The organism is Pseudomonas sp. FSL L8-0168, from assembly GCF_037976155.1.
Classification (GTDB): Bacteria; Pseudomonadota; Gammaproteobacteria; order Pseudomonadales; family Pseudomonadaceae; genus Aquipseudomonas; species Aquipseudomonas paracarnis.
The window spans coordinates 4,118,435-4,142,209 of sequence record NZ_CP150262.1; the positions used below are offsets into that span (position 1 = coordinate 4,118,435).

The 23,775-nt window shown below is 61.0% G+C and carries 13 protein-coding genes, 2 tRNA genes and 2 pseudogenes; 9 read left to right on the top strand and 8 right to left on the bottom strand.

What is annotated here, in order from left to right; genetic code table 11:
• Positions 1 to 39 precede the first annotated feature (39 nt).
• From MHH62_RS18845 to MHH62_RS18855, 3 genes and pseudogenes are all read left to right on the top strand, one after another.
• Positions 40 to 1,572, top strand: a complete 1,533-nt coding sequence (locus MHH62_RS18845; RefSeq protein WP_014719771.1) for an AmpG family muropeptide MFS transporter — start codon at positions 40 to 42, stop codon at positions 1,570 to 1,572.
• 197 nt (positions 1,573 to 1,769) lie between these two features.
• Positions 1,770 to 3,481, top strand: a pseudogene (locus MHH62_RS18850) (proline--tRNA ligase).
• Between the two features lie 20 nt (positions 3,482 to 3,501).
• Positions 3,502 to 4,454 (top strand): annotated as a pseudogene (locus MHH62_RS18855) (hypothetical protein).
• A gap of 129 nt (positions 4,455 to 4,583) precedes the next feature.
• Here MHH62_RS18855 and dinB read toward each other — a convergent pair.
• Positions 4,584 to 5,642: a DNA polymerase IV gene (gene dinB / locus MHH62_RS18860; RefSeq protein ID WP_003193948.1), complete on the bottom strand. Its 1,059-nt coding sequence runs from the start codon at positions 5,640 to 5,642 to the stop codon at positions 4,584 to 4,586.
• Positions 5,643 to 5,920: 278 nt separating this feature from the next.
• Here dinB and MHH62_RS18865 point away from each other — a divergent pair.
• The 4 genes from MHH62_RS18865 to MHH62_RS18880 all read left to right on the top strand — a co-directional run bounded on the left by MHH62_RS18865 (position 5,921) and on the right by MHH62_RS18880 (position 10,443).
• Positions 5,921 to 5,997, top strand: a tRNA-Met gene (locus MHH62_RS18865).
• A gap of 166 nt (positions 5,998 to 6,163) precedes the next feature.
• Positions 6,164 to 6,240, top strand: a tRNA-Met gene (locus MHH62_RS18870).
• Between the two features lie 280 nt (positions 6,241 to 6,520).
• Positions 6,521 to 9,163 (top strand): bifunctional lysylphosphatidylglycerol flippase/synthetase MprF, encoded by a 2,643-nt coding sequence (gene mprF / locus MHH62_RS18875; protein WP_014719775.1) that lies wholly within the window; start codon positions 6,521 to 6,523, stop codon positions 9,161 to 9,163.
• Complete coding sequence (locus tag MHH62_RS18880; protein WP_339231630.1) at positions 9,163 to 10,443, top strand: AcvB/VirJ family lysyl-phosphatidylglycerol hydrolase; 1,281 nt, start codon at positions 9,163 to 9,165, stop codon at positions 10,441 to 10,443. The genes mprF and MHH62_RS18880 overlap by 1 nt, the downstream gene beginning before the upstream one ends.
• Before the next feature lie 135 nt (positions 10,444 to 10,578).
• Here MHH62_RS18880 and recJ read toward each other — a convergent pair whose 3' ends face one another.
• Positions 10,579 to 12,288 (bottom strand): single-stranded-DNA-specific exonuclease RecJ, encoded by a 1,710-nt coding sequence (gene recJ / locus MHH62_RS18885; protein WP_014719777.1) that lies wholly within the window; start codon positions 12,286 to 12,288, stop codon positions 10,579 to 10,581.
• A 157-nt stretch (positions 12,289 to 12,445) separates the two neighbouring features.
• Positions 12,446 to 12,988, bottom strand: a complete 543-nt coding sequence (locus MHH62_RS18890) for a YaeQ family protein (RefSeq protein WP_003193952.1) — start codon at positions 12,986 to 12,988, stop codon at positions 12,446 to 12,448.
• A gap of 137 nt (positions 12,989 to 13,125) precedes the next feature.
• On the opposite strand from MHH62_RS18890, the gene MHH62_RS18895 reads away from it, so the two are divergent.
• The gene (locus MHH62_RS18895) at positions 13,126 to 14,325 is read left to right on the top strand and encodes a CaiB/BaiF CoA-transferase family protein (RefSeq protein WP_019817243.1); all 1,200 of its coding nucleotides are present in this window, start codon (positions 13,126 to 13,128) and stop codon (positions 14,323 to 14,325) included.
• Positions 14,326 to 14,497: 172 nt separating this feature from the next.
• Here MHH62_RS18895 and MHH62_RS18900 read toward each other — a convergent pair whose 3' ends face one another.
• Complete coding sequence (locus MHH62_RS18900; RefSeq protein WP_020301357.1) at positions 14,498 to 14,782, bottom strand: DUF3509 domain-containing protein; 285 nt, start codon at positions 14,780 to 14,782, stop codon at positions 14,498 to 14,500.
• Between the two features lie 207 nt (positions 14,783 to 14,989).
• Here MHH62_RS18900 and MHH62_RS18905 point away from each other — a divergent pair, with 207 nt between their 5' ends.
• Positions 14,990 to 15,652 (top strand): response regulator transcription factor, encoded by a 663-nt coding sequence (locus MHH62_RS18905; RefSeq protein WP_003193955.1) that lies wholly within the window; start codon positions 14,990 to 14,992, stop codon positions 15,650 to 15,652.
• Here the strand turns inward: MHH62_RS18905 and MHH62_RS18910 are convergent.
• The 4 genes from MHH62_RS18910 to MHH62_RS18925 form a co-directional block, all read right to left on the bottom strand.
• Positions 15,621 to 16,865, bottom strand: coding sequence for an EAL domain-containing response regulator (locus MHH62_RS18910; RefSeq protein ID WP_014719780.1), 1,245 nt, complete (start codon positions 16,863 to 16,865; stop codon positions 15,621 to 15,623). The genes MHH62_RS18905 and MHH62_RS18910 overlap by 32 nt on opposite strands.
• Positions 16,866 to 17,138: 273 nt before the next feature.
• Positions 17,139 to 20,711 carry a transporter substrate-binding domain-containing protein gene (locus MHH62_RS18915; RefSeq protein ID WP_339233038.1) on the bottom strand — a complete coding sequence of 1,191 codons (3,573 nt, stop codon included), beginning with the start codon at positions 20,709 to 20,711 and terminating at the stop codon, positions 17,139 to 17,141.
• A gap of 264 nt (positions 20,712 to 20,975) precedes the next feature.
• Complete coding sequence (thrC, locus tag MHH62_RS18920; protein ID WP_032902709.1) at positions 20,976 to 22,385, bottom strand: threonine synthase; 1,410 nt, start codon at positions 22,383 to 22,385, stop codon at positions 20,976 to 20,978.
• Positions 22,386 to 22,452: 67 nt separating this feature from the next.
• Complete coding sequence (locus MHH62_RS18925) at positions 22,453 to 23,757, bottom strand: homoserine dehydrogenase (RefSeq protein ID WP_003193959.1); 1,305 nt, start codon at positions 23,755 to 23,757, stop codon at positions 22,453 to 22,455.
• Between the last annotated feature and the right edge of the window lie 18 nt (positions 23,758 to 23,775).

Consider the following 23,775-nt stretch of genomic DNA (forward strand, 5'->3'; position numbering starts at 1 on the left):
CGCGCTTTGTTTCCGCAAATCTGAGGCAGACTCCAGCCCATGCCCCGTAAAACCTGGCGCGCCGCGCTCGCCGCCTATGCCAGCCCTTCGACGTTAGTGCTGTTGTTGCTCGGTTTCGCCGCCGGCATGCCTTACATGTTGGTGTTTTCGACGCTTTCGGTGTGGCTGCGTGAAGCCGGTGTGGCTCGCGAGACCATTGGCTATGCGAGCCTGATCGGCCTGGCCTACGCCTTTAAATGGGTCTGGTCGCCGCTGCTCGATCAATGGCGCTTGCCGTTGCTCGGTAAACTGGGGCGTCGTCGCTCCTGGCTGGTGCTGGCCCAATCGCTGGTGATCCTCGGATTGATCGGCATGGGTTTTTGTGACCCGCAAAAACACCTGTCCTGGTTGATCGCCATCGCGGTGATCGTCGCCTTCGCGTCGGCCACCCAAGATATCGCCGTGGATGCCTACCGCCTGGAAATCGCCGACGACAGCCGTCAGGCCGCCCTGGCGGCAAGCTACATGTCCGGCTATCGCATTGCCGCCCTGCTGGCCACCGCCGGTGCGCTGTTCTTTGCCGAAGGCTTTGGCTCCACCGGCTTCAACTATAAACACTCGGCCTGGACCGGCACCTATGTGTTGTTCGGCGTGTTGATGGTGCCGGCGTTGCTCACCACCTTCCTCATGCGTGAACCTGATGTGCCGCTGCGCACCCAGTTGCAGGCCGGCCGCTACAGTTTCATGCACCAGTTGGTGTCGGTGTTTGTGCTGATCGTGCTGTTGGTCTCGGTGCCGGCGATGTTCACTCAGTTGTACAACACCGACTTCGCCAGCGTGCTGTTCCAGGGCGTGAGTTTGTGGGAACTGCTGATGGAAGACCGCGCGTTCCTGCGCGCCATCCTCTATATCATCCTCACTACCCTGTGCCTTTCAGCCATGGGCCGCCGGGGCCTCGCGCCCGTGCTCACGCCGGTCAACGACTTTATCCTGCGCTACCGTTGGCAGGCGCTGCTGCTGCTCGGGCTGATTGCCACCTATCGCATGTCCGACACGGTGATGGGCGTCATGGCCAACGTGTTCTATATCGACCAGGGTTTCACCAAGGACCAGATCGCCGGAGTGAGCAAGATCTTCGGCCTGATCATGACCCTGCTCGGCGCCGGCATGGGCGGCCTGTTGATCGTGCGGTTCGGCATATTGCCGATCCTGTTCATCGGCGGCGTGGCCTCGGCCGGTACCAACCTGCTGTTCGTGATGCTCGCCGACATGGGCCCCGACCTGCAGATGTTGATCGTGACCATCTCCCTGGACAACTTCAGTTCGGGCATGGCCACCTCGGCATTCGTGGCTTACCTGTCGAGCCTCACCAACCTCAAGTTCTCCGCCACCCAATATGCGCTACTCAGTTCGATCATGCTGTTGCTGCCACGTTTGATCGGCGGCTATTCAGGCGTGATGGTGGAGAAGTTCGGTTACCACAACTTCTTTATGATCACCTGCCTGTTGGGCGTGCCGACGCTGCTCCTGATTGCGTTGCATTGGTTCCAGGAGAACCGCCGCGCCCGGCTGAATCCCCCGCCGGAAGACTGACACGACTCAGTCAATGTGGGAGCTGGCTTGCCTGCGATAGCGGTGGTGAACCCAGCGCCGCTATCGCAGGCAAGCCAGCTCCCACACAAGCGACCGTTACGACAGATACGCCCCGCCACCTCACGCCTGTACTCCGGCGACAAGCGCCCGTACAATCCCAAGTCATTTCAAGTCCAAGCAACCGACAACGGCCTACCATGCGTACCAGTCAATATTTGCTCGCCACACAGAAAGAAACGCCTTCCGACGCGGTTGTAATCAGCCATCAGTTGATGCTGCGCGCCGGTATGATCCGCAAACTGGCCTCGGGCCTGTACACCTGGTTGCCCATGGGCTTGAAGGTGATGCGCAAGGTCGAAGCCATCGTTCGTGAAGAAATGAACGCTGCCGGCTCTCTGGAAGTGTTGATGCCGAGCACCCAACCGGCTGAGTTGTGGCAGGAATCCGGGCGCTGGGAAGAGTACGGCCCTGAGTTGCTGCGCTTCAAAGACCGTCATGGCCGCGATTTCTGCGCCGGCCCGACGCACGAAGAAGTCATCACCGACCTGATGCGCAACGAGTTGAGCAGCTATAAGCAGTTGCCGCTCAACCTGTATCAGATCCAGACCAAGTTCCGTGATGAGATCCGCCCACGCTTCGGCTTGATGCGTGGCCGCGAATTCATCATGAAGGACGCCTATTCGTTCCACGCCGACCAGGCTTCCTGCAAGCGACCTACGACCGCATGCACCAGGCCTACTGCAACGTGTTCACGCGCCTGGGCCTGAAGTTCCGCCCGGTTGAAGCGGACAACGGCTCCATCGGCGGTGCCGGCTCCCACGAATTCCACGTGCTGGCCGAGTCTGGCGAAGACGATATCGTGTTCAGCAACGGTTCCGACTACGCGGCGAACATCGAGAAGGCCGAAGCCATACCACGTGAAACCTCGCGCCCTGCTCCCACCGAGGAGCTGCGCCTGGTCGACACGCCAGACACCAAGACCATCGCGGCCCTGGTGGAGAAATTCAATCTGCCGATTGAAAAGACCATCAAGACCCTGATCGTGCGCGCCGAAGAAGAAGGCAAGCTGATCGCCCTGGTGATCCGTGGTGACCACGAGCTCAACGAAATCAAGGCCGCTAACCAGCCTGGCGTAGCCAGCCCGCTGGTCATGGCCACCGATGCCGAACTGCGCGACGCCATTGGCGCCGGTGCCGGTTCCCTCGGCCCGCTGAACCTGCCACTGCCGATCATCATCGACCGTTCCGTTGAGCTGATCGACTTCGGTATCGGCGCCAACATCGACGACAAGCACTACTTCGGCGTGAACTGGGAGCGTGACCTGCCGGTTCCGACCGTGGCCGACCTGCGCAACGTCGTGGCCGGCGACCCGAGCCCGGATGGCAAGGGCACTCTGGAGATCAAGCGCGGCATCGAAGTCGGGCACATCTTCCAGCTGGGCAACAAGTACAGCAAGGCGATGAAGTGCGAAGTACTGGGTGAGAACGGCAAGCCGATCACCCTGGACATGGGCTGCTACGGCATTGGCGTATCCCGCGTGGTGGCCGCTGCCATCGAGCAGAACAACGACGAGAAAGGCATCATCTGGAGTGACGCGCTGGCGCCGTTCCAGGTGGCCCTGGTGCCATTGCGCTATGAAACCGAGCAAGTACGCGAAGCCACCGACAAACTGTACGCGCAACTCACCGCCGCCGGTTTTGAAGTGCTGCTCGATGATCGGGACAAGAAAACCAGCCCGGGCATCAAGTTCGCCGACATGGAACTGATTGGCATCCCGCACCGGATCGTGGTCAGTGACCGCGGCCTGGCGGATGGCAATCTGGAATACAAGAGCCGGACCGAAGCCGAAGCCCAACCGTTGCCGGTGGCTGAGGTGCTGTCTTTCCTCCAGGCGCGTATTCGTCGCTGAAAACCAGATCAAGAGAAGTCATGTTCAAGCGAAACACCAGAGCCCTGGGGGCGCCGCCTTGTGCGGCGCCCTGCTGGTCAGCGGCTGCGCCAATCAGATGTCGCAACGCAGTGAACACGAGGAGCGGGTCGAGCGTAAGTTGCTCGACCACAGCCTGCAGATCGATGTAGGCGAGCCTAAAGTGCTGGAGCTACCGCAACGCCGGGTTCGCATTCATGAGCAGAAGACCTTCGAGGTCACCGAATTCGAAGTCACCCGTCGTTACGACCGCTACACACCCTACCAGCCCTGGCGCAAACTCTATGAGATGCCCCTGGGTGCCGTGGCGCTGGTGGCGGGCGTGGGTGCTAACGTGGTGAATATCTTCGCCCTCGGCAACCTGCCCACGAGTGTGACCCATGACTGGTTGAGCTATGGCGTGGACGGCATCAACCCGTTCATGAACGTGCAATCCCACGGCCGTGCGCAACAGAACCTGGCGGCTATCGATGAAGTCCAGCGTGACAAGCGCCTGGAGTATTCGAGCCTGCCCTGGAGCGAGCGCCCGGTGCAAGTCACCGCCGGCAAGCAGACCCACGAGCTGACCACCGACCGTAACGGCATACTGCGCCTTAACCTGTTGGACAGCCCCTTTGCCGAGCAGGACCTGAACCGCGTCACCACGCTGAAAATCACTGTGGCGGATGGCCAGGACGACGTGCATACCGACTCGACCCTGGCGGTCAGCAACACGCTGCGCAGCAAGCTGCTCGAAGCCCATGCCCTGATCTATGACGACCTGGAAGATGACGAAGTGAACCAGTGGGTACACCGGGTCAAACGCTTGTCGGAGCTGGGCCTGGAAGAAGAAGCCAGCGAGCTGGAACAAAGCCTGATTGAACTGACGCGCAATGATCCGGAGTTGCAGCAGGAGTTTGTGCAGGCGTTGACCAAGGATGGGGGGCGGTTAGTCGCCGATCCTGGCGCACGCTGATCGTGCAATACCTGTGAAGATCAAACTGTGGGAGCTGGCTTGCCTGCGATAGCGGTGTATCAGTTAAAGCATTCTTGACTGACACACGGCTATCGCAAGCAAGCCAGCTCCCACATTTGTTTCGGGTTTTTACCAGGAAAACTCGAGCTGTTCGTTGCCGCCGCTCAGGTCCAGCAACCGTACGCCTATCCCCAGCAACCGCACCGGCTTGCCCCCGCGATTGAACGCCTGGGTCATCAACTGTTCATAACTCTCCAGATCCCGTCCTGCCCCGGCCTGCTCCAGCGTCGTCTGGGTAAAGTCATGAAACTTCACTTTCACGAACGGCTTGCCCGCCCGGTAGCTGCTGTCGATACGCGCCATGCGCCCGGCCAGGGTCTCCATCAGCTCCGGCAGTTTCGCCAGGCAGCTTGAAAGATCCGGCAAGTCCACATCGAAGGTGTTTTCCACGCTAATCGATTGCCGACGGCTGTCGTTTTGCACCACACGGTCATCAATTCCACGGGCCAGGCTCCAGAGGCGCTCGCCAAAACTGCCGAATTCGCGCACCAGCGCCAGTTTGTTCCAGTCGCGCAATTGCAGGCAGTCTTCGATGCCCAGGCGCGCCAGCTTGTCAGCGGTGACCTTGCCCACGCCATGCAGCTTGCTGACACGCAACTGCGAGACAAAGTCTTCAACCTGATCCGGCGTGATCACAAACAGGCCGTTGGGCTTTTTCCAGTCGCTGGCGATCTTGGCCAAAAACTTGTTGGGCGCCACGCCGGCAGACACAGTGATATGCAACTGGTTGGAGACCCGGCGCCGAATGTCCTGGGCAATACGCGTGGCGCTGCCGCCAAAATGCGGGCTGTCAGACACATCAAGGTAAGCCTCATCCAGCGACAACGGCTCGATCAAGTCGGTGTAGTCGCGGAAGATCAGTTGGATTTCTTTCGACGCTTCTTTATAGGCATCCATGCGCGGCTTAACAATGGTCAAGTCCGGGCAGAGCTTCAAGGCATGACGTGACGACATCGCCGAACGCACCCCATACGCTCGCGCCTCGTAGTTGCAGGTAGCGATCACCCCCCGCCGGTCCGCCGAACCGCCCACCGCCAAGGGCTTTTGCGCCAGGCTCGGGTCGTCACGCATCTCGATGGCGGCGTAGAAGCAATCACAGTCAACGTGGATGATTTTGCGCTGCGTCATATAAACGGGGTGTGAACCAACGGGTGGCCAGTATCGCATTCACACCTGTATATAGCACCAGTAGTTTGATTCTTCCTTCCAAGTGGTAGGAAGTTTCCTTGATGAATTTATTTTTTCAATCGAATTCGGGCTTCCGATAGAGCTGAAAGCCATGGCCTGACTGGCCCAGAGCACTTCACGCCCCCTCTTTGGAGAGCTAACCGATTGAACCACAAGCGCTTTTGTTTGATTCACAGGTTGACACACTCGCGTTCCTCTGTAGAATGCCGACACACAGACGCGGGATGGAGCAGTCTGGTAGCTCGTCGGGCTCATAACCCGAAGGTCGTCGGTTCAAATCCGGCTCCCGCAACCAAACATCAAAAAAGGCTACTCGAAAGAGTGGCCTTTTTTGTGCGCGCTTGTTTTTGCCTGCACAATGCAGCCAACACCTTGATTTCAGAATAATTAGCGCTTATTTCAGCGATCAGCTCATTAACGGTTGACACCCCGCCGCTGGGCTGTAGAATGCCGCCCACAGACGCGGGATGGAGCAGTCTGGTAGCTCGTCGGGCTCATAACCCGAAGGTCGTCGGTTCAAATCCGGCTCCCGCAACCAAACATCAAAAAAGGCTACTCGAAAGAGTGGCCTTTTTTGTATCTGACGAAAAAGTTCTTCTGAAACAATGACATGGCATCTTTCATGAAACCGTAGACGGTTTGCAGAGTCCATCTCATTGCACGCTATGCTCAATGCTCAAGCGCTACCCCTCTACGACCAATGGCCGCAGTCGCCGCGCCCGGTGATCCGCGTTAATATTTGTAATTATTTTGTCCATAGGGATTGGTAACTTGGCTGGATACCTCCATCCTGTCGCGCACAATCCACGAGGTGATTGATGCGCGCCAACTCGTCTGAACCACAAGACACCGTTACAGCAGAACAACCGATCACTCCCACCCGTTTGCGGTGGCTGGACCTGTTGAGCAAATACCGCCAGCCCATCGGCCTGGCCGTGACGCTTCTGCTGTTTGCAATCGCCCTGATCGCCTGCCGGCACCTGCTGCTGGAGCTGGACCTCTACGCCCTGCACGATTCGATCCTGGAAGTGCCCAAGCCGGCCCTATTGGGGGCCTTCGCGGCGGCGGTCGCCGGTTTTGTAATCCTGCTCGGCTATGAGTTCTCCGGCGCGCGTTATGCCGGCGTGCAATTGCCCGCCAAGACCCTGGCCCTGGGTGGTTTCACCGCCTTTGCTATCGGCAACGCCATTGGCTTGTCGATGCTCTCGGGGGGGTCGGTGCGTTACCGTTTATATGCACGCCATGGCATCGGCGCCTCGGAAGTGGCGCACATGACCGTATTCGCCAGCCTGGCCCTGGGCTGTGCCCTGCCACCGCTGGCCGCGCTGGCCACGTTGAGCAACTTGCCGGCCGCCTCCACTTACCTGCATTTATCGCAAAGCCTGCTCGGCGGCATTGCCGGCGCCGTGCTGCTGTTGTCGGCCCTGCTGTGCATCGGCATCTATCGCCGCCGCCTGCCGGAACAGCCCTACCCCGACAACCTGCTGGTCAAGGCCGGGCGCCGTACCCTGCGCCTGCCTGGCCGACGCCTGACTTTCCTGCAACTGATCATCACCGCACTGGACGTCGCCGCAGCCGCCACCGTGCTGTATCTGCTGTTGCCGGAAGCTCCGCCCTTCGGCCCGTTCCTGTTGGTGTACCTGCTGGCCCTGGCCGCCGGTGTGCTCAGCCATGTTCCGGGCGGGGTGGGGGTATTCGAAGCGATCCTGCTGGCGGCCTTTGCCGACAAACTTGGTGCCGCGCCCCTGGCTGCTGCCTTGCTGCTGTACCGCATGATCTACGTGGTGCTGCCGCTGCTGATCGCCTGTGTATTCCTGCTGGTCAACGAGGCCCAGCGCCTGTTCCAGACCCAGCAAAGTCTGCGGGTAGCGTCGGGGCTGGCAGCGCCAGTATTGGCCGTCCTGGTTTTTTTGTCCGGCGTGGTCCTGCTGTTTTCCGGCGCCACGCCAGAGATCGACTCACGCCTGGAAAACATCGGCTTCCTGATTCCCCATCGTCTGATTGACGCGTCGCACTTCGGTGCCAGCCTGATCGGTGTGTTGTGCCTGTTGCTCGCCCAGGGCCTGCGCCGGCGGTTGTCGGCCGCCTGGATGCTGACCATGGTGTTGCTGCTGGTTGGCGCCCTGCTTTCGCTGCTTAAAGGCTTCGACTGGGAAGAAGCCAGCCTGATGACCATGACCGCAGTGCTGCTGGCCATCTTCCGGCGCTCGTTCTACCGCGCCAGTCGCCTGACCGAGTTGCCGTTTTCGCCGCTGTACCTGGTGGCCAGTGTCTGTGTGCTCGGCGCTTCGATCTGGCTGTTGCTGTTTGCCTACCAGGACGTGCCCTACAGCCACCAACTCTGGTGGCAGTTCACCCTCGACGCCAACGCCCCACGTGGTTTGCGTTCGCTGCTCGGCGCCGCCGTGTTGCTGGTGATCGTATCGCTGACCTGGCTGCTGCGCACGGCACGCCCGGTCATCCACCTGCCGACCCCGGAAGAACTGGAGCGCGCCAGCAAGATCCTGATGGCCTCGTCCCAACCCGACGGCGGCCTGGCGCTCACCGGCGACAAGGCGCTGCTGTTTCACCCTAACGATGAAGCCTTCCTGATGTATGCCCGTCGCGGGCGTAGCCTGGTGGCCTTGTACGACCCGATCGGCCCGACCCAACCGCGCGCCGAGATGATCTGGCAGTTCCGCGACCTGTGCGACATCCACCACGCCCGTCCGGTGTTCTATCAGGTACGCGCCGAGAACCTGCCGTATTACATGGACATCGGCCTCACCGCGATCAAACTGGGTGAAGAAGCCCGCGTCGACCTGAAACGCTTTGACCTGGAAGCCAAGGGCAAAGAAATGAAGGATTTGCGCTACACCTGGAACCGTGGCACCCGGGACGGCCTGTCCCTGGAAATCTGCGAACCGGGCAAGGCGCCGATGGATGAATTAAAAGTCATCTCCGACGCCTGGCTTACAGGTAAGAATGTGCGGGAAAAAGGCTTCTCCCTGGGCCGTTTCAGCGATGACTACCTCAAGCACTTTCGTATCGCGATCATTCGCTTCGAAGGGCGCCCGGTGGCCTTCGCCAATCTGCTCGAAACCTATAATCATGACCTGGCCAGCCTCGACCTGATGCGTGCCCACCCGGACGCGCCCAAGTTGACCATGGAGTTCATGATGGTGGGCCTGATTCAACACTATAAGAGCCACGACTACGCGCGCTTCAGCCTCGGCATGGTGCCGTTGTCGGGCTTGCAACCGCGCCGTGGCGCACCGCTGACCCAGCGCCTGGGCTCGATGGTGTTCCGCCGTGGCGAGCAACTGTATAACTTCCAAGGTTTGCGCCGCTTCAAAGACAAGTTCCAGCCCGACTGGGAACCCCGTTACATGGCCGTGCCCGCAGGACTGGATCCGCTGGTGGCATTGGCCGATACCGCCGCCCTGATTGCGGGCGGCTTGACTGGATTGGTGAAACGCTGATGATTCGACGCTCCTGGCGGTATGTATTGGCTTTAGTGGTGCTGCTTGCGCTGATCGCGGCGGGTGGCTTCTGGTACTGGAACCGCCCTGCCCCGCAACCGACCCTGGAGCACTTGCCCCAGGCCGACGGTTCGGTAATGACCCGCGTAACCCCGGCCAGCAACGCAAAAGCCCGCGTGGCCGTGGCGGTGATGGCCGAAGAAATCCTGACCGACAGCCAACTGATTGCCCTGAGCCAGGGCGGTTCAGCGCAACTGGTTCAGGTGGTGCTGCCAAAAGATGACTGCGCACTGCAGGAAAAAGCCCTGCAAGGCGCCCTGGCCCAGCTGAAAGGCCCGGCAACCCTGGTCAGCGGCATCGGCCCTGGCGCCGCACTCGCCTGGCGCTGGCTGGCCACCCAGAACGATGACAAGGCCAACGCCATCTCCGTGGGCTTCGCCCTGAAACAGGAAGGCTGCAACGACCCGCTGCCGAAAACCGCCGCCCATGGCAGCTGGCTGGTGGCGTGGAACGATAACCCCGACGATGAAAGCGCCAGTTTCGTACGTGACACACCGCGCGCTACTACCAGCATCAGCGACTACGACATTCATTACCCACAGGTGCTGAATAACGAACTGCGCAAGCAACTGGTCGGTTCGGACAACGGCGGCCTGGCGATTCCGGTGGTGGAAGTGCCTGCCGGCCAAGCCAAGGACACCGTGACCCTATTCCTCTCCGGTGACGGCGGCTGGCGCGACCTGGACCGCGACGTGGCGGGCGAGATGGCGAAGATCGGCTACCCGGTGGTGGGCATCGACACCCTGCGCTACTACTGGCAGCACAAGACGCCGGAGCAAAGCGCCAAGGACCTCACCGAGCTGATGCAACACTACCGGCAAAAGTGGGGCACCAAGCGCTTCGTGCTGACCGGTTACTCGTTCGGCGCCGACGTATTGCCGGCCATCTACAACCGTATGCCAGAGAACGAACAGCAACGGGTGGACGCGATCATCCTGCTGGCCTTCGCCCGTACCGGCAGCTTTGAAATCGAAGTGGAAGGCTGGCTGGGCAACGCCGGCAAAGAAGCCGCCACCGGCCCGGAAATGGCCAAGCTGCCGCCTGAGAAAGTCGTGTGCATCTACGGCGCCGAAGAAGTCGACGAGAGTGGCTGCACCGACAAGACCGCCGTGGGCGAAGCCATGAAGCTGCCGGGCGGGCATCACTTCGATGAGAACTACCCGGCGCTGGCCAAGCGCTTGGTGGATATTATCGTCAAGCATCAGGCCAAAGCCGAATAACTCCAGCTTAACCTAAGACCCAATGTGGGAGCGGGCTTGCCCGCGATAGCGCTGGCTCAGTCACAGTAGCGTTGACTGACACTCCGTCATCGCGGGCAAGCCCGCTCCCACAGTGGTACGTGGTGTTGATGAAAACTAGCGCGGTTCGATGTGCGCAATCATCAGTTGCACCGTCTCATTGCCACGAAATTCATTCACATCCAGCTTGTAGGCCAATTCCACCCAACGCACCGTCGGGTTTGGCCACACTTCGCGGTCCACACCAAAGGCGATGCCATCGAGCTTCACCGACCCGCACTCGCTCTTGAGCACCACTTTCAAATGCCGCTCGCCCACCACCCGCTGCTCCACCAACTGGAATACCCCGTGAAACAACGGCTCGGGAAAGTGCTGCCCCCACGGGCCGGCATGGCGCAGGGCGCGGGCCAGTTCCAGGTGAAATTCTTCCACCGCCAGGGTGCCGTCTGAAAGCAGGCGGCCGGTGAGGTCTTCTTCGCGCAATTGCCGACGCACTTCGGCATCGAAGGCTTGCGCAAACAACGGGAAGTTGGCCTCGGGCAAGGTCAGCCCCGCCGCCATGGCGTGGCCGCCGTACTTGGTGATCAGGTTGGGGTGCTGGCTGGCGACGACCGCCAGCGCATCGCGGATATGAAAGCCTTGCACCGAGCGTCCAGAGCCCTTGAGCAGGCCATCACCGGCATCGGCGAAGGCGATGGTCGGGCGGAAATAACGCTCCTTCATGCGTGACGCGAGGATCCCGATCACCCCTTGGTGCCACTCCGGGTCAAACAGGCACAGACCGTACGGCATCGACTCCACCGGCAGGTCCTTGAGCTGGGCCAGGGCCTCGCGTTGCATGCCTTGCTCGATGGATTTACGGTCCTGGTTCATGCCGTCCAGTTGCGCGGCCATTTCCCGTGCGGCGGCGAAGTCCGTGGTAAGCAGGCATTCAATGCCCAGGCTCATGTCATCCAGGCGTCCGGCCGCGTTCAGACGCGGGCCGAGGATGAAACCCAGGTCGGTGGAGGTGATGCGCGCATGATCACGCTTGGCCACTTCCAGGATCGCCTTGATCCCCGGCCGCGCCCGACCGGCCCGAATACGCTCCAGCCCCTGATGCACGAGGATGCGGTTGTTGGCGTCCAGCGGCACCACGTCAGCGACGCTGCCCAGGGCCACCAGATCAAGCAGTTCACCGATGTTCGGCTGGGGCTTGTTGTCATACCAACCCAGGCTGCGCAACCGTGCACGCAGGGCCATCAATACATAGAAGATCACGCCGACGCCGGCCAGGGCCTTGCTGGGAAATGTGCAGCCCGGCTGGTTAGGATTGACGATGGCGTCAGCGGCCGGCAGTTCATCGCCGGGCAAGTGGTGGTCGGTCACCAGCACCTGCAACCCCGCCGCTTTCGCCGCCGCCACGCCTTCGACGCTGGAGATACCGTTGTCCACGGTGATCAGCAACTGCGGCTCGCGCTCCAGCGCCACCGCGACGATTTCCGGGGTCAGGCCGTAGCCGTATTCGAAGCGGTTGGGCACCAGGTAATCGACATGGGCCGCGCCAAGCAAACGCAGGCCCAGGGTGCCCACGGTACTCGCCGTGGCGCCATCGGCGTCGAAGTCACCGACGATCAGGATGCGCTGGCGTTGCTCCAGGGCCGTCACCAGCAAGTCCACCGCCGCATCGATGCCCTTGAGCTGCTGATAGGGAATCAACCGCGCCAGGCTCTTGTCCAGCTCGGCCTCCGACTGCACCCCGCGTGCGGCGTAAAGGCGGGTCAACAGCGGCGGCAGTTCACCGAGAAAAGGCAGGACGGCGGGCAATGGGCGGGGATCGATACGCATGGGGTGACGGGAGCTTCTCTTCTAATACATCGGTTAAACACAGATAGTGAACGCAGCAGAGATCAAGTGTGGGAGCTGGCTTGCCTGCGATGCATACGACTCGGTACATCAGACACACCGAGTGGATGCCCTCGCAGGCAAGCCAGCTCCCACCTTTTCAACCGCGCTCGCCGACCAGCCATTGCAGTTGCACTTCATGCTGGCCACGGTCATCGGTCACAAAGATCGTGCCTTCGCTGATCATCACGTCCCACTTGATCACCCGCGGCATGTCCTTGGCCAGGGTCTCCAAGACTTCCTGGGGCACGGCAGCGATGTGCACGTTTTTCAGGTTGTTGGCCACCGGCACCACCTTGCCTTCCCACACGCGCAGGCTGCCATAGGCCAGCAGGCTGGTGCGTTCGGTGCGACGCGAGCACCAGGTCAGGCGGTCGGCATCTGGCTGGCCGACTTCGATCCAGTGCAAAACCCGATCATCCAGGCTTTTTTCCCACAGGGCCGGTTCGTCTACATCCGACAGGCCACGCCCGAACGCCAACTGCTCGTTGTACCAGAGGGCGTAGGCCAGCAGGCGCACGGTCATGCGCTCTTCGGTTTCCGAAGGGTGGCGGGCGATGGTCTGTTTGACGCTCTCGTACACCGAGCGGTCGAGGTCGGTGAGGTTGAGTTCGAATTTGTAGGTCGTGGACGGCTGGGCCATGAACGGGCTTCTAAAGACAAGGAAAGGCGGCCAGTCTAACCGATGGCGAGGGCATTGAACGAATACTGCGCTGCATCCGCGCGGCTCGCCTATGTTAAAAAGCAGGACATCATCGTCCCGCGCTCGTAAGGATCCCCATGTCGCTCACTGCCAAACCACTTGCCGGCCTGAAAGTCATCGAACTGGGCACTTTGATCGCCGGCCCGTTTGCCTCACGCATTTGCGCTGAATTCGGCGCCGAGGTGATCAAGGTCGAATCCCCGGACGGCGGCGACCCGCTGCGCAAATGGCGCAAGCTGTATGAAGGCACCTCGCTGTGGTGGTTCGTGCAGGCCCGTAACAAGCAGTCGCTGACCCTCAACCTCAAGCACCCTGAAGGCCTGGCGATCCTCAAGCAACTGTTGGCCGACGCCGACATCCTGATCGAAAACTTCCGCCCAGGCGTGCTGGAGAAACTCGGCCTGAGCTGGGAAACCCTGCACGCCCTCAACCCCAAGCTGGTGATGGTACGCCTCTCGGGCTTCGGCCAGACGGGACCGATGAAGGACCAGCCGGGGTTTGGCGCGGTGGGCGAGTCCATGGGCGGCTTGCGCTATATCACCGGCTTCGAGGACCGCCCGCCGGTGCGCACCGGGATTTCCATCGGCGACTCGATTGCCGCGTTGTGGGCAGTGATCGGCGCGCTGATGGCGCTGCGTCACCGCGAAGTCAACGGCGGCTTGGGCCAGGTGGTGGATGTGGCGCTGTATGAAGCCATCTTCGCCATGATGGAAAGCATGATCCCCGAGTTCGATGTGTTCGGGTTTATCCGTGAGCGCACCGGCAACATCATGCCCGGTATCACCCCGTCCTCGATCCACACCACCGCAGACGGCAAGCATGTGCAGATCGGCGCCAATGGCGATGCAATCTTCAAGCGCTTCATGCGGGTGATCGGCCGTGACGACTTGGCGGACGACCCTGCACTGGCCAGCAATGACGGGCGTGACGCTCGCCGCGATGAGCTGTACGGCGTGATTGATCGCTGGGTCAATTCGCTGTCTCTCGACCAGGTGATTGAGCATCTGAACAAAGCCGAGGTGCCCGCCAGCCGCATCTACAGCGCCGAAGACATGCTGGGCGACCCGCAATTCCTGGCCCGGGAAATGTTCCTCAAGGCGCAGTTGCCGGGCGGCAAGGACTTCAAGATGCCCGGCATCGTGCCCAAGCTCTCGGACACACCGGGCAGTTGCGAATGGGTGGGGCCGCAACTGGGTGAACACAACAGCCTGGTGCTCAATGCCTTGGGCTACGACGCGGCGGCTATCACTCGCCTGCGCGAGGATGGCGCGATCTGACAAATCCCAGGCAAAAAGAAACCCCGAGCAGTGGGGAGACAACTCGGGGTTAAACGTGGTCTACAAAAAGACCCGCACAGCAAGCGACAAACACCGGAGCACAATGCCTGCTCTTGCTGTTACAAACTCTGACTGACCACCTTGTAGGAAGGTTCCGAAGAAAAATAATGTTTCATGCCAGTGCGCCGCCACGGGTTTGGGAGGCGTTGCGCAAGGCAGCGATGACTGAAGGTTCCAGACGCCCTTCGGCGATTTTCAGGTCGCGGAGCAGGCAATCCACCACATCCACCAGCGCGCGCTTGTCGCTCAATTGCGCACGATCGACTTCACGTTCAACCACGATGGCGCCACCGGGGTTCTTCACGGTTACCAGGCAGTCGTCGCGCATACCGGCAGAGGTCAGCGTAACCTGATAAGGGCTCAGTGCTTGGCTGAGCAATAGGTTGATACTTTCCATCTCGATCACCACTCAATCATTCGAAAAAGGTTCGAAAAACAAAAATGTCACGAAGAGGCTGACATTCAAGTGACCCGTGCTCAAAGCAGAAAGTTCTACCTTTTGTGTAATCCACTGCTTGAGGAAAACGAGCATGCACGGAAAAGATGACAGAGAAAAAACAACGGCGCACAGGCTAGAATCCCTGGATTGTCCCGGGAGCCTGCCTTGAGAGCTGCGTCTGAACCGCCCTTGCGTATCGTGATTGCCGACGATCACCCGATTTTCCTGATTGGCCTGCGCGCCGTGCTCGAGCGTGACACGCACATCAGCATCGTCGGCGAGGCCAATTCCCCCCAGGCCCTCAGTGCGTTGTTGCAACACTGTGCCTGCGATGTGGTGGTGACCGACTTCATGATGCCCGTCGAGCCCCAAGCCGACGGGTTGCGCTTGATCGAGCAACTGCGCCGGCACTATCCGCACCTGCCCATTGTGGTGGTGACCATGCTCAACAATGCCGGGTTGTTTCATTCCATCCTGGCGTTGGGCGTGATGGGCTTGCTGAGCAAGGCCAGCCTGGCCGATGAGCTGCCCCAGGCGATCCGCCAGGTTCGCCAGCAACGTACCTATGTGGCCCAGACCATCCGCCAGGCGCTGAGCCTGGCCGGGGAAGTCGGCGCTGATCGCCTGCACTCCCAGGAGCACCTGTCACCCCGGGAACTGGAGGTGATTCGCCTGTTGGCCAGTGGCATGACGGTGGGCGAGATCGCCGCGCACCTGCACCGCAGCAAGCAGACCGTCAGCGCGCAAAAAGTCAGCGCCATGCGCAAGCTGGGGCTGGTCAACGATGCCGCCCTGTTTATTTACGTGCAGGAACACGGGCTGGCCTAGCCTGGAACGCGATCCATTGCTTGAGCGTCTCGGCCTCCATCGGCCGGGCGATAAAGCAACCTTGCAGCCACGCCGCGCCCAGTTCGCCCACGGCGTGATAATCGGCGGCGGTTTCCACGCCGGTGACCACCACGGCGACATCCAGGCGCGCCGCCATGCTCATGGCGCCCGCCACCACAGCGGCCTTGCGATCATCATTGGCCATCCCACAGGCAAACGCCGGGGGAATTTTCAGCTCGGTAAAAGGCAGTTCCAGCAAATGCTGCAGGCTGGTGCCGCCCATGCCGAAGTCGCCGATGGACAACTGGCAACCCAACATGCGCAAGCGCAGCAACCCAGTGACATGGGCGCTGTCGGTTTTCAGCGTCGAGGTTTCCACCAACTCCAGGGTCAGGCTATGGGCGGGCACACCATGAAGTTGCAGCAAACCTTGCAGCACCTGGGGGAAGTGCTCGCGCTCCAGCATACGCCCGGGAATGTTCACAGCTACCGGCAGCACTCGGCCGCTTTCGCCCATCACCTGGTTCGCCAGGCCAAGCGCCTGCTCCAGCACATGCCAGGTAAACGCCTCTTCCATGCCGGCAAACTCCAGCACTGGCAGGAACTCGTCAGGCAGCAATAGCTCACCGTCCTGCAACTGCCAACGCGCCAGCGCCTCCACCCCTTGCAACACACCGGCCTGACTGACGATGGGCTGGTACCAGACCCTGCCACAGGCTGCGATAGTCGCCTGGCTGACATCCGCCGAGGGCGGCAGTTGTTCCTGCTCGCTCAAGCTCAGCAGTTGACGGACGCGCTCCCAGGACAGCACCGCTGGCCCTGGACGCAAGTGCTCCTGACAATCGCTCAATACTTGCCCGATCAGCTTGGCCGAGGCCGGCTTGGGCAAGCACGCCAAGACCTTGAGCCCCAATTGGCGAGCCATGTTCGCCACGCCTTCCAGCACGTCGGGCTCGGCGTTGCTGAGCAGGATCAACACCTGGGCCAGGCGGCGTTCGGCCAACTCACGGATCAACGCCAGGCCATCGCCCTGCTCCAGGTACAGATCGCAGATGGCGATATCCACCGGGCCTTTGCTGTCCAGGGACTGGCGGGCAATTTCGACCGTTTCCGCGGCCCGCACATTGAACACACCGTTAGCATTGAGCATCTGGTGCAGGGCCATCAGTTGAAACGGGTTGTCTTCGAGGATCAGGACGTTCAGAGATCGCATGGGTAAGGGTGTCGGTACAGAGAAAGTCCTGCACAGTAGCCATACGCTACGCCGTATCCCATAGGACGTGTCCTAAAAGCTTCTTTAAATGTGGGAGGGGCAAGCCTTGTCGGTCAAGCGCAGACCTCCTGTGGGAGCTGGCTTGCCTGCGAAGGCGGTGTGTCAGTCGCTACATCTGTTACTGCACTACCGCTATCGCAGGCAAGCCAGCTCCCACATTTGATCGTCGTTGCCTTGAGCATTGCGTTCGCTTAGCTGATCGGCATTAAGGTGTCAGGCATCCAGATAAGGTTGCAGGTCGCGACGAAACGCCTTGAGCACCTCGGACAAGCGCAACCAGGGTTCTTCAAGCTCGGCGCCGCGCTGTTCACGGGCGCATTGCTCAAGGGCGACACAGGCCTTGGCCAGTGGCAGTGCGTCCACCAGCGAGCAAATGCCCTTGAGCCGGTGCAGCGATGCATTCAAGCGTGCCACGTCGCGCTCGGCCAGGGCACCCGCCAACACCTCGTGTTCGTGGTCCAGGCTCTTGGCCAGTTCCTGCAACATGCTTTGCAGCACCGGGCCATCGGCCTGGGTCATGGTGCGCAGGGCCTGGATATCGAACGAACGCTGGGGTGCCAGGCGTGCCAGCACTTGGGTCCAGTGTTCCAAGGTCACCGGCTTGACCAGCAGTTCATCCATACCGGCGTCCTCGCAGCGGCGTTGTTCATCTTTCATGGCGTTCGCGGTGCAACCCACCAGCGCGCTACGAGGCCGTTGCTCCTCGGCTTCGAGGCGCCGTATCGCCGCACTCAAGGCATAACCGGACATGCCGGGCATCTGGCAATCGGTGACCAACACGTCAAAACGCTGCTCACGCCAGCGTTGCAACGCGGCCTCGGCCGACTCCAGGGCGACCACTTGATGACCGAGGAACTGCAACTGCTGCGCCAGCACCAGGCGGTTGGCCGCCAAATCATCCACCACCAGTATCGACAGGCTGCGCCCCGTCGGTGACAACGTCGCGGTGGGCGTTGCCGGCACATCATCGGTGCTGACCCGGTCCAGGCGCAGGTCAATGCACACTACCGTCCCCTCGCCCACCACGCTGTCGAGGTGAATGCAGCCGCCCATCAACTCCACCAGTTGCTTGCAGATACTCAGGCCCAGCCCGGTGCCACCGTGTTGCGCAGCGGTCAGGGCGCTCACTTGGGTAAACGGCTTGAACACCCGCGGCTGTTGCTCGGCGCTGATGCCTGGGCCGCTGTCCTTGACGCACAGGTGCAGGTATTCGGTATCGGTCTCATCCCGTTGGCAGGTCACGCTGAGGTGAACCCCGCCCCGCTCGGTAAATTTGAGCGCATTGCCCAACAGGTTGTGCATCACCTGGCGTAACCGCAGCGGGTCGAACCAGTAATAACCCTGAGCAGCCGGATCAAACGCCAGGGTCAGGTGCAGGCCCTTCTTTTGCGCTGTGGCTTCGAACAGGCTCTGAATGCCCTCGAAAAAACGCTTCAACTCGGTGGTCTGTGGCGCCAGTTGCAGGTGGCCGGCCTCGATCTTGGCCAAGTCCAGGCTGTCGCCCATCAGCGCAATCAGCTCACGCGCCGAACGATGGGCCACCTGCAGCGCCTCGGAAACCGGCTGGCCGCTTGCCAGGCAACGCTCTTGCTCCAGTTCGAGCAAGCCAATGATGGCAGTCATGGGGGTGCGAATCTCGTGGCTCAAGGCCGAGAGAAATGCACTTTTAGCGTAGTTCGCTTCGTCGGCGGCCTGGCGTGCGTCCATCAACTGGCGCTCCAGGTCTTTGCGTTCGTTGATATCGATCCAACCGCCCAACAACCCCTGCAGGCGGCCCTGGGCGTCAAAAAAAGGCACGGTCCACTGGTAGACGTGATAACTGCCGCCGTTGAGTTCCAATTGCCGGTCGACAAACAACGGCTGCTGCGTGGCCAATTGCTCCATGTGGCCTTCGTGCAGCCGCGCCGCTGTGGCGTCGGGCACGACCTTGCTCTCCATCAGCGTCAGGCCCTGGATCAGCTCCAGCCGGGTCGCCAATTGCTGTTCATAACTTTTATTGCAGGTCACCAGGCGCCCGTCCAGGTCGCGGACGAACAGCGGGTTGGGCATGCCGTCGAGCAGTGCGCGCTTGAACGCCAACTGGTCGTTGAGCCGTTGCTCGGCCTCCAGCCGTTGGCGAATCTGGCGCTTGAGCCGGCTGTTCCACACCAGCGACACCAACACAAACAGCAGCGCCGTGGCCACCGTCCAATAGGCCCATGGCGGTACGCGTTGCCAGGCCGGCAGCGGAATCGCCACGGCACCGATCCAACGCAGGCGCAACGCACTCAGCTCAGCCACCGGCAACGCCTCCAGGGCCTTGTTCAGAATGCTCAGCAGCTCAGGTTGGTCCTTGCGCACCGACAGGCAGTTGGACGACCACTTGCCATCGACACTGCGTCCGATACGCAGACCATCTTCCGGGTAACTCTGCACTTCCACTTCAGTTTGAATGGTAGCGGCCGCCTCGCCCCGTCGTACCAGCTCACGGGCCTGGTTGTAATTGTCTACCAGGCGCAAGGTGATGTTCGGATGCGCATGGCGAATATCATTTTCCAATACATGACGTGCCGGCAGCGCCAGCACCTTGCCGTCCAACTGCTTCAAGCCCGTCAGGGGCGAGGCATCGGCACGTTCGATAAACACCCAGCCGGACCCGCCAAAACCATGACTGAAGTTGAGCAACGCACTGCGCTCCTGATTCACAGCCAGGGTCGTGTTCATCTGTGCCCGGCCGGTTTCCAGCCATTCCAGGGTTTGCGCAGTAGAACCCACCTCTTCATAGACGAACTGCAAACCGGTCATGCGCGAGATGCGATTCAACAGGTCGACATTCAGGCCAACCCACTGGCCGTCCTTGTCCATGAAAATGTAAGGCGACATCTGCTGGGCCACCACCACGACATGGGGATGCTCACGCACCCAGGCCTGTTCCGACGCCGACAACGCAACGCGCTCACCACTGATACCGACGCCGAGCCCGGTGGTCCAGCGCGCAAGAATTTCGCGCTGCACCGACTCGTCGAGGCTTGCCAGCGCGCGATTCATCATGGCCCCCAACAACGGATCTGCCTGGCGGGTGGCGAAGGCAAAACCGATGGGCGCCAGCCGGCTCTGCTCCTTGATCTGCAACCCCAGGTAAGGCCGCAGCGATTTATAGGCGCGCACAATCACTTCGTTGCCGATAAACGCATCGACGTCACCTTGCTTCAAGGCTTCGAGGCCGCTGTAGAGGTTGGGGGCGAGCATGATGTGGCTGTCGGGATACGCCGCGTGCACCTTCTGCACGTTGGCGTAGCCGTCGAGCAACACCAGCTTCTTGCCGGCCAGATCGTCGCCTTGGGTATCGTCGCGACGCAGCACCACCACCGAGCGGTCGGGCATGTAGTCCGGGGTGAATTGCAGGCCAGGTACGTCACGCTCGTAACCATTGGCACTGGTGAGAATGTCGATGGTGCCGTTGCGCAGCGCTTCGACCGCCTGGGCGCGCTCGGAGAAGCCCAGCACTTGCATGGGCACACCCAGCCGCGCGCCAACCAGGCTCAAATAATCGGCGCTGATGCCCTGGTAGCGATTGCGGTCGCGGGTGATATCGATCGGCTGGTAGTCATCTATCGAGATACCCACTTTGAGTGTCCGATGCGCCGCCAACCACTGCTGCTCCGTTGGCGCCAGCGGCATAGGTTCAAGCGGGATAAACGCCGGGACCAGTTTGAACGGCAGGCTGACGGCGGCCAGGCTCATGGGCACCTGGATGAGCCACAACAGGCACACCAGCTTCAACGTCCATTGGATCAACACCTGCACCGGTTGGGTTTCCTTGATTGGGCGACTGGGCAAGTATGGCTCGCCAGAATGAAAAAGCCCGTCACGAGGACGGGCTTGGCCGACTGCAAAAAGCTGAATGCATACCTGTAGCAGCCTGATATCCGCCTCAGGGTCAGCAGGTGAGTTAGCTGAATGTGGGAGCCGGGCTTGCCCGCGATGCAGACGCCTGGGTATTCAGTCGTACCGAGGCGCCTGCATCGCAGGCAAGCCAGCTCCCACACAAACCCGCTACCCCATTCTTGATTAGAGCGGTTTGCCCCGATTGCCATGCTGGCTGACAAACGCCTGCACTGTCTTCAGGTCATTGGCCAATACGGTGCAGCGCTCTTCGCGCTCGAACAGGTCGGTCAAATGCTCCGGCAACTCCAGGGCCTTGCCAATGCCGGCTTTCTCGACCGCTTCCGGGAACTTGACCGGGTGCGCGGTACCGAGGATCACCATTGGAATATCCAGGCTGCGGCGGCATTCGCGGGCGGCTTTCACGCCGATAGCCGTGTGCGGGTCGAGCACTTCGCCGGTTTGGGCATAGACCTGCGCGATGGTTTCGCAGGTCTGCGCATCGTCCACGGCCAGGGAATCGAACAGCTTGCGGGTTTCGGTCCAGCGCTCTTGCTCGACGCTGAAACCGCCACCTTGCTTGAAGCTGTTCATCAACTCGGCCAGGGCTGCGCCGTTGCGACCGTGCATGTCGAACAGCAAGCGTTCGAAGTTCGACGAGACCATGATGTCCATGGACGGCGACAGCGTGGCGTGCAGGGTTTCCTTCACATACTGGTTGCCGCTCATGAAGCGATGCAGGATGTCGTTGCGGTTGGTGGCGACGATCAACTGGTTGATCGGCAGGCCCATGTTGCGTGCCAGGTAACCGGCGAAGATGTCGCCGAAGTTGCCGGTCGGCACCGAGAACGACACCGAACGCGCCGGGCCGCCCAACTGCAGCGATGCATGGAAGTAGTAGACGATCTGGGCCATGATCCGCGCCCAGTTGATCGAGTTCACCGCCACCAGACGCGTGCCCTTGAGGAAGCTCTGGTCAGCGAAGCTGTTCTTGACCATTTCCTGGCAGTCGTCGAAGTTGCCTTCGATGGCGATGTTGTGAATGTTCTCACCGAAGATGGTGGTCATCTGCCGACGTTGCACCTCCGACACGCGCTTGTGCGGGTGCAGGATGAAGATATCGACGTTTTCGCAGTGCTTGCACCCTTCGATGGCCGCCGAGCCGGTGTCGCCGGAGGTGGCGCCGATGATTACCACGCGCTCGCCGCGCTTTTCCAGCACGTAGTCGAGCAGGCGACCGAGCAGTTGCAGGGCGAAGTCCTTGAATGCCAGGGTCGGGCCGTGGAACAGCTCCAGTACCCACTCGTTGCCGTTCAACTGGCGCAGAGGTGCGATGGCGCTATGGGCAAACACGCCGTACGTCTCTTCCAGGATCTTTTTAAAATCCGCATCCGGAATGCTGCCGGTGACGAACGGGCGCATCACTCGGAAAGCCAGCTCGTGATACGGCAGGCCGGCCCAGGAGGCGATTTCTTCCTGGGTGAAGCGCGGCAGGTTTTCCGGCACATACAGGCCGCCGTCGGTGGCAAGGCCTGCCAGCAGAACGTCTTCGAAATTCAGGGCCGGTGCCTGGCCGCGGGTGCTGATGTAACGCATGACTGGCTCCTCTAAAACATTCTCGAACAGGGGCCGCCGAATGGACGGGGCCCCTGGAACAAATCGGTTAGTTCAAGTGTTCGACGCGAATCCGCACCACCGGGCCGACCACGCCTTGCAAGGCTTCCAGGGCATGGATGGCATCGTTGATGTGCTGTTCGAGCACGCGGTGGGTCAGCAGGATCATCGGCACCTGGCCGTTTTGTTCCTCGACTTCCTTCTGCATGATCGACTCGATGTTGATACCGCGCTCCGACAGGATGCTGGCCACCTGGGCCAGCACGCCTGGATGGTCCTGGGCCTGGATACGCAGGTAGTAGGCACTTTCGCAGGCTTCGATCGGCAGGATCGGGTGGGCCGACAGCGAGTCCGGCTGGAAGGCCAGGTGCGGCACACGGTTTTCCGGGTCGCTGGTCATGGCGCGAACCACGTCCACCAGGTCGGCGATCACAGACGACGCGGTCGGCTCCATGCCGGCACCGGCGCCGTAGAACAGGGTGGAACCGGCGGCGTCACCGTTGACCATCACCGCGTTCATCACGCCATTGACGTTGGCGATCAGGCGGTCGGCCGGGATCAGCGTCGGGTGCACCCGCAATTCGATACCGGCCGGGGTGCTGCGCGCTACGCCCAGGTGCTTGATGCGGTAGCCCAGGGCTTCGGCGTAGTTCACGTCGGCGGTGGTCAGCTTGGTGATGCCTTCGGTGTAGGCCTTGTCGAATTGCAGCGGGATACCAAAAGCGATGGACGCCAGGATGGTCAGCTTGTGGGCCGCGTCGATGCCTTCCACGTCGAAGGTCGGGTCGGCTTCGGCGTAACCCAGGGCCTGGGCTTCGGCCAGCACGTCTTCGAAGGTACGGCCCTTCTCGCGCATTTCGGTGAGGATGAAGTTACCGGTGCCGTTGATGATGCCGGCTACCCAGTTGATGCGGTTGGCGGACAGGCCTTCGCGGATTGCCTTGATCACCGGGATACCACCGGCCACCGCGGCTTCGAACGCCACGATCACGCCCTTCTCGCGGGCCTTGGCGAAGATTTCGTTGCCGTGCACGGCGATCAGCGCCTTGTTGGCGGTGACCACGTGCTTGCCGTTCTCGATGGCCTTGAGCACCAGCTCGCGGGCCACGGTGTAGCCGCCAACCAGTTCGATGACGATATCGATCTCAGGGTTGGTGGCCACGGCGAACACATCGTTGGTAATCGCAATACCGGTCGTTTCGAACTGAGGCTTTGGCGAACGCGTGGCAATCTGCGCCACTTCAATCCCGCGACCTGCGCGGCGGGAAATTTCTTCAGCGTTACGCTGAAGTACGTTGAAGGTACCGCCACCGACGGTCCCTAACCCACAGATGCCTACTTTGACCGGTTTCACTGAAGAACTCCCCATGAA